The sequence below is a fragment of the Tyzzerella sp. An114 genome (genome assembly GCF_002161055.1).
Classification (GTDB): Bacteria; Bacillota; Clostridia; order Lachnospirales; family Anaerotignaceae; genus Fimicola; species Fimicola cottocaccae.
Map to the genome: position 1 here is coordinate 1 of NZ_NFLT01000013.1, position 12,401 is coordinate 12,401.

At 31.9% G+C, this 12,401-nt stretch carries 11 protein-coding genes, 2 tRNA genes and 1 rRNA gene; all 14 read left to right on the forward strand.

Going from position 1 to position 12,401, the window contains the following annotated elements; translation table 11 throughout:
* Positions 1-34 precede the first annotated feature (34 nt).
* The 14 genes from B5E58_RS10320 (at position 35) to B5E58_RS10385 (ending at position 12,153) form a co-directional block, all read left to right on the forward strand.
* Positions 35-106, forward strand: a tRNA-Glu gene (locus B5E58_RS10320).
* 19 nt (positions 107-125) lie between these two features.
* Positions 126-243, forward strand: a 5S ribosomal RNA gene (rrf, locus tag B5E58_RS10325).
* A 4-nt stretch (positions 244-247) separates the two neighbouring features.
* Positions 248-319, forward strand: a tRNA-Cys gene (locus tag B5E58_RS10330).
* 95 nt (positions 320-414) lie between these two features.
* Entirely contained in the window at positions 415-1,248 is an 834-nt protein-coding gene (locus tag B5E58_RS10335; protein ID WP_088109588.1) for a Cof-type HAD-IIB family hydrolase, read from the forward strand.
* Between the two features lie 209 nt (positions 1,249-1,457).
* Positions 1,458-1,727: an ACT domain-containing protein gene (locus B5E58_RS10340; RefSeq protein WP_088109589.1), complete on the forward strand. Its 270-nt coding sequence runs from the start codon at positions 1,458-1,460 to the stop codon at positions 1,725-1,727.
* Between the two features lie 58 nt (positions 1,728-1,785).
* Complete coding sequence (locus B5E58_RS10345) at positions 1,786-3,144, forward strand: PFL family protein (protein WP_088109590.1); 1,359 nt, start codon at positions 1,786-1,788, stop codon at positions 3,142-3,144.
* Positions 3,145-3,294: 150 nt separating this feature from the next.
* Entirely contained in the window at positions 3,295-4,749 is a 1,455-nt protein-coding gene (locus tag B5E58_RS10350) for an aminoacyl-histidine dipeptidase (protein ID WP_088109591.1), read from the forward strand.
* 19 nt (positions 4,750-4,768) lie between these two features.
* Positions 4,769-5,953 (forward strand): AI-2E family transporter, encoded by a 1,185-nt coding sequence (locus B5E58_RS10355; protein WP_088109592.1) that lies wholly within the window; start codon positions 4,769-4,771, stop codon positions 5,951-5,953.
* Between the two features lie 132 nt (positions 5,954-6,085).
* Positions 6,086-6,700, forward strand: coding sequence for a hypothetical protein (locus B5E58_RS10360; protein ID WP_088109593.1), 615 nt, complete (start codon positions 6,086-6,088; stop codon positions 6,698-6,700).
* A 73-nt stretch (positions 6,701-6,773) separates the two neighbouring features.
* Positions 6,774-7,505: a tRNA threonylcarbamoyladenosine dehydratase gene (locus tag B5E58_RS10365; RefSeq protein WP_088109594.1), complete on the forward strand. Its 732-nt coding sequence runs from the start codon at positions 6,774-6,776 to the stop codon at positions 7,503-7,505.
* Positions 7,506-7,507: 2 nt separating this feature from the next.
* A complete protein-coding gene (locus B5E58_RS10370; protein ID WP_088109595.1) occupies positions 7,508-7,951 on the forward strand; it encodes a SoxR reducing system RseC family protein in 444 nt (147 codons plus the stop codon).
* 378 nt (positions 7,952-8,329) lie between these two features.
* A complete protein-coding gene (gene glmU, locus B5E58_RS10375) occupies positions 8,330-9,691 on the forward strand; it encodes a bifunctional UDP-N-acetylglucosamine diphosphorylase/glucosamine-1-phosphate N-acetyltransferase GlmU (protein WP_088109596.1) in 1,362 nt (453 codons plus the stop codon).
* 131 nt (positions 9,692-9,822) lie between these two features.
* Complete coding sequence (locus B5E58_RS10380) at positions 9,823-10,782, forward strand: ribose-phosphate diphosphokinase (RefSeq protein WP_088109597.1); 960 nt, start codon at positions 9,823-9,825, stop codon at positions 10,780-10,782.
* Between the two features lie 390 nt (positions 10,783-11,172).
* Positions 11,173-12,153, forward strand: a complete 981-nt coding sequence (locus B5E58_RS10385; RefSeq protein WP_088109598.1) for a 2-hydroxyacid dehydrogenase — start codon at positions 11,173-11,175, stop codon at positions 12,151-12,153.
* Positions 12,154-12,401: the final 248 nt, after the last annotated feature.

Sequence of the window (12,401 nt, forward strand, 5' to 3'; positions counted from 1 at the left end):
GTTCGAATCCTACTCGGGGAGCCAATTTTAATAAGGCCCAATGGTCAAGCGGTTAAGACACGGCCCTTTCACGGCTGTAACCCGGGTTCGATTCCCGGTTGGGTCATTTTAATTTAATAAAAATTTTCGGTGATGATGCGTTTAGGGGACACACCCGTTCCCATTCCGAACACGACGGTTAAGACCTAAACGGCTGATGATACTTGGTGGGAAGCCGCCTGGGAAAGTAAGTGGTCGCCGAGATTATGGCGCTGTAGCCAAGTGGTAAGGCAAAGGTCTGCAACACCTCTATTCATCGGTTCAAATCCGATCAGCGCCTCTCTTAGAACCAACATATTTGTTGGTTCTTTTTTTGTGTCTTTGTTGATTTTTATTTCATATTTATTTATACTGATTAAAAAGAGGAGGTTTAATATGAAAAAAGTTATTATTATGGATATTGACGGAACTTTGACCAATGAGGAAAAAGTTATAACACCTAAAACAAAAGAAAAACTCTTACAACTTCAGTCTGAAGGTGCTGTTCTTGTTCTTGCATCAGGTAGACCAGACAGAGGTCTTATTGATTTTATTGAAGAACTTGAAATGGATAAACATCATGGTATTATTGTAGCTTTTAATGGTGCTAAAGTTATTGATTGCCAGACTAAAGAGGTTCTTTTTAATCAGGCTATGTCTGTTGAAATGTGTCAAAAAGTTCTTAATCATATGAAAAAATTTGATGTTCGCCCTATGGTTTATAAAGATGACTATATATATGTAAACGATGTTTACAATAACATAGTTCATGTTTGGAATAGAGAGCTTAATGTAATGAAATATGAGGCTAATATAGGAAAATACAAACTCTGTGAAATTGACGACCTTGAAAAATTTGCTGATTATCCTATGAATAAAATACTTACAACTGGTGAGCCTGATTATTTACAGGAAAATTATAAGGCTATGATGGAGCCTTTTAAAGATACATTAAATTGCGTATTTACTGCACCTATGTATTTTGAATTTACTGCAAAGGGCATTGATAAAGCTAACGCTATTCGTCTGTCACTTTTACCTCTTGGATATACAAAAGATGACATGATTGCTTTTGGTGATGCTGAAAATGATAAAACTATGATTGAATATGCTGGAATTGGTGTTGCTATGGGTAATGCTACAAAAGAACTTAAAGATGTTGCTGACTTTGTTACTCTTTCAAATGATGAGGATGGTATTGCTTATGCCCTTGAAAAGCTTTTAAAATAATAATTTAAAGGTATATGTTTTTAACATATACCTTTTTGTTGTTTATATTATATGAACATGTTTGTTTGTGTAATAAGCTGTTTATTTACATATATTATTGATTATTTACTATTATTATTTATATTGATATATTTGTAATTGTTATGATACAATTAAATCTAGTTTTAATTTGGCTTTTTAAAATATAAAAATTTCAGGAGGCGTTTTTTATGAAAAGCATAATAACTGTTTTAGGAACAGATAAAGTTGGTATTATTGCAAAAGTTTGTAACTATCTTGCAGAAACTAATGTAAACATACTTGATATATCTCAGACTATTGTTGCAGGTTACTTTAATATGATGATGATTGTTGATATTTCAAATCCTTCAAAATCTTTTGAAGTTATGTCATCAGACCTTGAAAATATCGGAAATGAACTTGGTGTTGTTATAAAAATGCAGCATGAGGATATATTCAACTGTATGCACCGTATCTGATGTTTTGTTGACAGTTGGTTTTAAAAAAAATATAGTGTAAAACAGGAGGATAATTTTTATGCTTTCCAGAATGGAGATACAGGAAACGAACAGAATGATTGCAGAGTCAAACCTTGATGTTCGTACCATAACAATGGGTATAAGTCTTATGGACTGTGCTGACTCTGATATTGATAGATTTAATGAGAAAATATATAAAAAAATAACAACATATGCTAAAGATCTTGTTAAAGTAGGAGAGGAACTTGAAAAACAGTTTGGTGTGCCTATTGTAAACAAGAGAATTTCTGTTACTCCTATTGCTATTGCTGCTGCTGGTTGTAACACTGATTCTTATGTAAGTGTTGCAAAAACTCTTGATAGAGCAGCTAAAGAAGTTGGAGTAAACTTTATAGGTGGTTTTTCTGCCCTTGTACATAAGGGATTTACAAAGGCTGATAAAATTCTTATAGAGTCAATTCCAGAGGCTCTTGATGTTACAGAGAGAGTGTGTTCATCTGTAAATATCGGTACATCAAGAAATGGTCTCAATATGGACGCTGTAAAGAGACTTGGTGAAATTATTGTTGAGACAGCAGAGAGAACAAAAGACAGAGATTGTATAGGTTGTGCAAAATTTGTTGTATTCTGTAACGCTGTTGAAGATAACCCATTTATGGCTGGTGCTTTCCATGGTGTTGGAGAGGCTGACTGTGTTATAAATGTTGGTGTAAGTGGTCCTGGTGTTGTTAAAAAAGCCCTTGAAGAAGTTAAAAATACAGACTTTGAAACACTTTGTGAGACAGTTAAGAAAACAGCTTTTAAAATTACAAGAGTTGGTCAGATTGTTGCTCAGGAAGCTTCAAAAAGACTTAATGTTCCTTTTGGTATAATTGACCTTTCTCTTGCTCCTACACCTGCTATTGGTGACAGTATTGCTGAAATATTCCAGGTTATGGGACTTGAGCAAGCTGGTGCTCCGGGAACAACTGCTGCTTTAGCTATACTTAATGATAATGTTAAAAAAGGCGGAGTTATGGCTTCATCTTATGTTGGTGGTCTTAGTGGCGCTTTTATTCCTGTAAGTGAAGACCATGGTATGATTGAAGCTGCTGAAATGGGTGCTTTAACTCTTGAAAAACTTGAGGCTATGACTTGTGTTTGTTCAGTAGGTCTTGATATGATTGCAATTCCGGGAGATACTAAAGCTACTACAATTTCAGGTATTATAGCTGATGAGGCTGCTATCGGTATGGTTAATAATAAAACAACTGCTGTAAGACTTATACCTGTTATTGGAAAAGGTGTTGGTGAGTCTGTAACATTCGGCGGTCTTTTAGGATATGCACCTATTATGCCTGTAAATAAATATAGCTGTGAAGCTTTTATAAATAGAGGCGGAAGAATTCCTGCACCTATCCACAGCTTTAAAAATTAATTTAAAATTTTATATATAATTAAACACAATTAAAGACTGCGATGATGTATAATTGATTATATTAATATACAGCTTTCGCAGTCTGTTTTTATATTTATTACATTATTGAATATAATAAATGTATATTTTTTATTTTATGGAGGGGATTTCATGAGAGTTTTGGAAGGTTTAAAACCTGAAAAAGTTTTTTATTACTTTGAGGAGATAAGTAGAATTCCTAGAGGAAGCGGAAATGAAAAGGCTATAAGTGACTATATTGTCACTTTTGCAAAAGATAGAGGTTTGTTTGTACATCAGGATAACGCTAATAATGTTGTTATCAAAAAATCTGGTTCTAAGGGATATGAAAATTCTTTAGCTGTTATACTTCAGGGACATATTGATATGGTTTGTGAGAAAAACAGCGATGTTTCCCATGATTTTATTAAAGAAGGTCTTAAACTTCGTGTTGATGGTGATTTTGTTTTTGCTGAGGGAACAACTTTGGGAGCTGATAATGGAATTGCTGTGGCTTATATGTTAGCTCTCCTTGATGATGATACAATTTCACACCCACCTATTGAATGTGTTTTCACAACTGATGAGGAAGTTGGAATGAAAGGAGCTATTGCCCTTGATACTTCAATTCTTGAAGGAAAAAGACTTATAAATATGGATACTGAGGAGGAGGGTAAACTCCTTGTAAGTTGTTGTGGTGGTATGAAAATTACTACTGAATTACCTGTTATTTATGAAGATGTACCTAGTGATTTTAAACCATATTTTATAAAAATAAGAGGTCTTAAAGGTGGACACAGTGGTTCTGATATTCATCTTCAGAGAGCTAATGCTGAAAAATTAATGGGTAGAGTTATTGCTGCCCTTGATGATGTTGATGTGAGATTTTCAAAAGTAAATGGCGGTCTTATGGATAATGCTATTGCTAGAGAATGTGACGCTCTTGTATTTTTAAAAGAGGATATATCAGACAATATTAAAAGTATTCTCGTAGATATAGAAACTAAATTTATTCACGAATACACAGGTGTTGAAGAAGGTATAAAAGTATTTATGGAAGAAACTGTTGAGGAAATTGAGTATAAAGCCTTTGACACAAAAACTAAAAATTCTGTAAGAGATATGCTTATACTTATTCCGTACGGTGTTATTACAATGAGCATGAATATACCTGGTCTTGTTGAAAGTTCAAATAATATTGGAATTGTGAGAACTGAAAAAGATTGCATAAAATTCATATGTGCTGCAAGAAGTTCTGTTGCGTCAAGAAAAGATATAATTTTTAATGAGATTGATACAATAGGAAGAATTCTTGGTGGTAAGACTTATGCAACATCTGCTTATCCTGCTTGGGAGTTTAATCCAAATTCTGAACTTTTGGCTATAACAAAAGATGTATTCCGTGATTTTTATAAAAAAGAACCTGTTGTTGAGGCAATACACGCCGGTCTTGAATGTGGTCTTTTTGCTGAAAAAATAAAAGGAATTGATATGATTTCAATAGGTCCTGATATGTTTGATGTTCATACTCCTGATGAGAGACTTAAAATTTCATCTACTGAAAGTACATGGGAGTTCTTAAAGGCTTTACTTTCCAGACTTAAATAATTAATTTAAGGAGGATAATATGAAATTACCATGGGATAAGGAATACCTTAAAATTTCCTTTCATGTTATTTTTACAATAATAGTGATATATGTTTTAAGTATACTTATTAAAAATATTTATATGTTTAATGAGGTTGCAGGACAGATTATATCCTTTATTACCACTATACTGTCACCACTTATAATAGCTCTTGTGTTTTCTTATATAGTAAATCCTGTTGTTGAGATTTTTCATAATAAAACTCAAATCTTATGGGACAAAATACCTTTTAAAAATCATAAGGAAGATGACCCTAGATTTAAGGTGCGTACAAGAGGAACACTTTTGACATATATTACAATATTTGCTGTTATCGGTATTATAGTAAAAATGCTTATTGCAAAAATAGGTAGTGCTGATGCTAATATGTTTGCAAATATGATTAATGCCAGTATACAGGAGTTTTCCGACCTTATAACATTTATATATGTTAAACTTGAGGAGTTTGGATTTTTACAGAATGTAAATGGAAGCTCTGCTCAACAATGGATTGCAACAGCTACAACAACTGTAACTAATTATGTTATGGGACTTGCCAATTCATTTTCAAAGGTTGGAAGTGGTGTTTTAAATACATTTATAGGTCTTACAATATCTTTTTATCTTTTGGTTGAAAAAGAAAGAATATTGTATTATTGTAATGATGCCATAGATGTGTTCTTTAAAAATGATACTGCAAAAAAAATAAAAGGTGTTTTTACAGATATGAATAATACCTTTTCAGGATATATTGGTGGACAGATTACAGATGCAATTATAATGGCAACTCTTATAAGTATATCATTTAGCATTGTTGGAATAAATTATGCTCTTGTAATAGGTATAGTTTCAGGATTTTCAAATCTTATTCCTTATGTTGGTGCTATTGTTGCATTTATACTTGCTGTTGGTGTTGGACTTTTAAGTGGTACACCTATAAAAGCTCTCTATGCTGCCATAATTGTTCTTGTTCTTCAACAGATAGACAGTATATTTATTGTTCCTAGAGTTGTTGGAAAGAGTGTTGAACTTCACCCTGTTCTTGTACTTCTCTCATTATCTGTTTTTGGAAGCCTTTTTGGTCTTTTTGGAATGGTTGTTGCTGTGCCTGTTACAGCATTAATAAAACTTTTTATAACAAGGTGGTATATTAAAAAAAGAGAGTCTAAGTTTTCTTTAAAATAAAATTAATATAAAATATACAAAAAATCCCTCTAGCAATTTGATTGCAGAGGGATTTTGTTTTTCAGACAAAAAGTGTTTTTTTTATGTATATATTTAAAAATTATATTTTAAAATAAAAAGGAGAGCTTTTGTATGAATAAAAGTGGAAGTGGAATTCTTCTGGCTGTTATTATGGTTGTTTTATTTATACTTTCTGTTGCCATAAACTTTTTTGATGTTACATATGGCATTTTCCCCATTATAGCTTTAGGAATAGCCCTTTTTTGTTTGTACTATACTAAGAAAAAAACATGGGCTTTGATTTCAAGTGTTTTTGTATTTGTTTTATGTCTATATGACTTTATTATAAAAATACCTGTTATAGGTGGAATAATATATAAAGGTATGATTTTTGCCATTCCCGGAATAATGCTTATTATTATGTATTATAAAACAAAAAATTATGCCTATGCTGTTTTTGGAAGTTTTATGTTTTTTGCTGGTCTGTTTATAGTTGCTGTATATTTTGAAAATGTAAGATTTACTTGTGCATCAGCTTTTTTCGCAATTATTGGAACATCATTTATAGTATCATATTTTTTATCTAAAGGAAGATGTGGAATTATATACGTTTTTACAACAGCAATATTTATGGTTCTTGCAATATTTAGCCTTCTTGGAACAAAGGCATATTATGCCTATTATATATATCCTGTCTCAATTTTGGTTATATGTTGTTTTACTTTTTTAAGTAAAATATTCCATTAGATAATTGTGATGTTGAGTTTTAATTTGTTTTGGGATATAATTAAGCCTGTAATTTTATGATAAGGAGTTTTTTATGGATAACAGATTTATAAGAACAGAAATGCTTATAGGAAATGAAGGTCTTGGAAAACTGAAAAATTCAAAGGTTGCTGTTTTTGGTATAGGCGGAGTTGGAGGATATGTTTGTGAGGCTCTGGCTCGTTCAGGTATTGGAAAATTTATACTTGTTGATAATGATACTGTTAGTATATCAAATATAAATCGTCAGATTATAGCTTTGGAAAGTACTGTTGGTATGTATAAAACTGAGGCTATGGCTAAGAGAATAAAAGATATAAATCCTAATGCAGAAGTTAAAATATATAATAAGTTTTATTTAGGTGAGGAAGATGACTGTATAATAGATGATGATTGTAATTATATAGTTGATGCTGTTGATACTGTCACAGCAAAAATAGCTCTTGTCCTTGCTGGTGAGAGAATGGGTATACCTGTTATTTCTTCCATGGGTACTGGAAATAAACTTAATCCTGCTATGTTTGAAATTACAGATATATATAAAACTTCTGTGTGTCCTTTGGCTAAAGTTATGAGAAAAGAGCTTAAGACAAGGGGTATAAAAAAACTTAAAGTTTTATATTCAAAAGAAGAACCAATAAAGGCGTCTATGTCTGAGGAGGAACTTTTGAAAAAAGGAGAAAATACAAATAAAAGAAGAACTCCGGCTAGTATATCTTTTGTTCCACCAGTGGCTGGACTTATGATAGGCGGAGAGGTTATAAAAGATTTGGCGGAGGTGAATTGATTATGGCTGAAAAAGGCGTTGTTATGGAGATTAAAGATAATAATCTTGCCCTTGTTAAAATGACAAGAACAGAGGCTTGTGCTAAATGTAGAGCTTGTGTTGCTGGTATGAGTGAAAAGGATATGTTTATTGAAGCTGAAAATGTATGCGATGCAGAGAAAGGTCAGTGGGTTGAACTTGAACTTGCTGATAATGGATTTTTTTATGCTGTTATGATTATGTACGGCATACCTTTTGTGGCTTTGGTTGCTGGCATACTTTTGGGATATTTTGTTGTATCACCTTTAATTCCTTTTATAAATAGAGATATTTTAAGTTGTGTAATGGGCTTTGGTTTTACTGCTCTTGTTTACTTATGGATTAGAAGTCAAGAAAAAAGATGGGAGAGTAAAAAGTATAGACCTATTGCTGCAAGAATAACAACACCTGCTGAAAAGGGTGAATAAGAGTTTTTATGCGGAGTTTATACTCCGCTTTTTTTGTGTATATATACAGTTATAAAAAATATAACACTTTTTATATGTATGTTTTTCACAAAAATTATTTAGCGTACGAAATAAAATCATAATATTTCATTGTGAAAATATGTACTTTTTTAAGTACATATTATATGCAGTTTGTTAATTATTTAGCATACAATCTATTTTTTGTTATAAATTTTAAAGTGTTGAATATTTTTAATGTCTTATGACTAATTTTGTTGGTAAAATCGGTTTATAGGATATTATTTTAGGTAAATAAGTATATTGAAAATAGTCTTGTAAAATGAGAAAATAAATAATATATAATTAACAGAATTTTAATATGGTTTACGGAGGTATCATATGGACAATCTTAAATCGATTATTCTTGCTGCCGGAGAAGGTACAAGAATGAAGTCAAAAATGCCTAAAGTTTTACATCAGATTTTAAATAAATCAATGGTAGATTATGTTATAGATGAAGCTTTTAAATGTGGTTCTGAAGATGTATGTGTTGTTATAGGACACAAAGCCGATATGGTTAAAGAAGCCATTGGAAATGATAAAGTTAAATTTGCAGTACAAAAAGAGCAGCTTGGAACAGGTCATGCTGTTATGCAGGCTGAGGATTTTATAGATGAAAATAAAGATATCATAATACTTTATGGAGATACTCCTCTTATTACAGCTGAGACAATAGAAAAACTTGTAGCTTTCCATAGAAACGAGAAAAACGGCTGTACAATAGTTTCTGCTATTGTTGATGACCCAACTGGATATGGTCATATTATAAGAAATGAAGATGGAAGTTTTAAAAAGAATGTTGAGCATAAAGATGCAACAGATGAAGAAAAAGCTGTAAAAGAAATAAATACAGGTATATATTGTTTTGACGGTGCAAAACTTAAAAGTGCACTTAAAAAACTTACAAATAATAATGCTCAGGGTGAATATTATCTTCCTGATACCCTTGAGATAATACTCTCTGATGGAAGTAATGTTAATGCTATGACAACAGATGATGTGACAGAGTTTTTTGGTGTTAATTCAAGAGTTCAGCTTGCTGAGGCAACAGAGCTTATGAAAAAGAGAATTAACAGAAAACACATGGAAAATGGTGTTACAATAATTGACCCAGCTAACACATATATTGATGCTTCAGTTGAGATTGGCTGTGATACAATAGTATATCCTGGTTCTGTTATTGAGGGAAAAACTGTTATCGGTGAAGATTGTAAAATTGGCCCAAATGCCAGAATAACAAACATGATTATCGGTGATGGTGTTAAATTCCAAGCTTCAACTGGTATGGATTCTAAGGTTGGAAATCGCACAACAGTAGGTCCTTACGCTTATATAAGACCAAATTCAAATATTGGTGAAGATGTTAAAGTTGGAGACTTTGTTGAAATTAAAAATTCAAATGTTGGAAATGGTACAAAGATTTCACATCTTACTTATGTTGGAGACAGTGACTGTGGTGAGAGAATAAACTTTGGCTGTGGTACTGTAACTGTAAACTATGACGGTAAAAAGAAATTTAGAACTGTCATTGAAGATGATGTATTTATTGGCTGTAATGCTAACCTTGTTGCACCTGTAACACTTAAAAAAGGCTCTTATGTAGCAGCAGGTTCAACTATAACAAAAGATGTTCCAGAAGATGTTTTAGCTGTTGCAAGAGCTAGACAGCAGATTATTGAAGGTTGGACAAAAAAACACTAATTTTTAATGTGTTGAATTTTAAATAGTACTGTGATACTATATTCTTTGCGAAATTGTTTATCAATTTAAAACTTTATTATAAACCATTAATTTTATTAAACTAACGAAAGAATTAGGGGGACACAAACATTATGATGTATACTTGCAGAAGCAACATCAAAATCTTTGCTTGTAATTCAAATATTGAACTTGCAAAGTCAATTGCCAAAAGTTTAGGATTATCACTTGGAGATGCTGAAGTTAGCCAGTTCAGCGATGGAGAAATTTCAATGAAAATCAATGAAACAATCCGTGGTGCAGACGTTTATATTATCCAGTCAACATCTTATCCAGTAAATGATAACCTTATGGAGCTTCTTATCATGATTGATGCCATGAAGAGAGCTTCAGCAGGAAGAATAACAGCTGTTATTCCTTACTATGGATATGCTAGACAGGATAGAAAAACAAGAGCTAGAGACCCAATCAGTGCAAAACTTGTTGCAAACCTTCTTACATCAGCAGGTGCTAACAGAGTTCTTACAATGGATCTTCACTGTGCTCAGATACAGGGCTTCTTTGATATCCCTGTTGATAACCTTGTTGGACTTCCATTACTTACGAACTATTACAGCCAGAAATATGGCGAAGATTTAAGCGAGTTTGTTGCTGTTTCTCCAGACCTTGGAAGCGTTGGAAGAACAAGAGGTTTTGCTACAAAACTTGATATTCCTCTTGCAATTATCGACAAGAGAAGACCAAAAGCAAATGTCAGCGAGATTATGAACATCATAGGTAATGTTGAAGGAAAGAGAGTTATAATCGTAGACGATATGATTGATACAGCAGGTACTATTACAAACGCTGCAAATGCTCTTAAAGAAAGAGGAGCTATTGAAGTTGACGCTTGTTGTACACACCCTGTTTTATCAGGTCCTGCTATTGAAAGAATTGAAAAATCAGCTATTGATGAACTTCTTATACTTGATACAATAGAACTTCCAGAAGAGAAGAAAATTGCAAAAATCAAACAGGTTTCTGTTGCTCCTATTTTTGCTGATGCTATCAATCGTATTCACGAAGGTATTTCAGTTTCAAAATTATTTGACTAATAATAAAAAGAGAGTATGGATTATAATCCATACTCTTTTTTTATTTGTAGTATTTATGTACAAAAATAAATGCACATATAAAAATTGTATATTACATACAAAACTTTAATTGAGTATTTATTAACAAAATACAATATTCTTATATGGCATTTTTTACATAAAGTGAGTAAGTTTTATAGTAAAAACGGAAAAATATTTTATTTGAATAAAAGGTAACTACTTATGCAATACTTACAAGTGTACAGCTATTAATTATATGAAAGGGTTATTGACAAAGCTGTAAAATTGTATTATATTGTTAAAAGTAAAACAAAGCAAAATTTATAAAGTAAAGTTGAAGTTATTTATTTAAGTTTTTTATAATATGTTCTTTTATAGGGAGGATTTTAAATGAAAATAGCATTTTTTGACACAAAACCTTATTTCAAAGATACTTTTGGCCCTTTAGCTAAAGAGTATGGATATGAAATAACTTTCTTTGATGAAAGATTAACTCCAGAAACAGCTAAACTTGCAGCAGGTCATGATGCAACTTGTTCTTTCGTTAATGATGAAGTTCCAGCAGAAGCTGTTAGAACACTTAAAGAAGTTGGTGTAAAAGTTATACTTCTTCGTTGTGCTGGATTTGACAGTGTTGACCTTGCTGTTGCTAAAGAGTGTGGTCTTCCTGTTCTTCGTGTTCCTGCTTATTCTCCAGAGTCAGTTGCTGAGCATGGTGCAGCTTTACTTTTAGGAGTAAACAGAAAAGTTCATTTATCATACAACAGATCAGTTAAATTCAACTTTAATGTTGCTGGATTAGACGGTATTGGTCTCTATGGCAGAACAGCTGGTGTTATCGGTACAGGTAAAATCGGTAAATGTATGATTAACATATTAAAAGGTTTCGGAATGAAAATTATATGCTATGATGCATACCCAGACACAAAGAGTGGTCTTGAATATGTAGACCTTGACACACTTTACAAAGAGTCAGATATTATATCTCTTCACTGCCCATATATGCCATCAACACATCATATGATTAATGCTGAGTCTATCGCTAAAATGAAAGACGGCGTTATAATCGTAAACGTTGCAAGAGGTGCTTTAATTGATTCAGAAGCTCTTGTTGATGCTGTTGAATCTGGAAAAGTTCGTGGTGCAGGTCTTGACGTTTGTGAAGTTGAACATGATTATTTCTTCGAAGACAGAAGTAACCTTGAAAAACATGACCCAACTCTTTCAAGAATGCTTTCAAATGAAAATATACTCCTTACAGGACATCTTGCATTCTTAACAGACGTTGCTTTAAATTCTATTGCTAAAGTTACTCTTGATAACTTAAAAGCTTTTGAAGAAGGTAGAGAGCTTGTTAATGAAGTAAAATAATATTTAAAAATATTACAAAAAAGATACCGATTTTTTCGGTATCTTTTTTTGTTTTGGGGAACAAAATTGTATTATTATACGTCAAAACAAATAAAATGTACTTTTGTAATGAAATTGAAAGAATTAATTAGTATATATTGTATTTAATAAAAGTCCATTTTATGTTAAAATTATAAAAAAATTAAAAAAATATTAGTAGATTATTAGTTTTATAATGATTTTTTTAATAAATAAAAGGGGGAAGATAA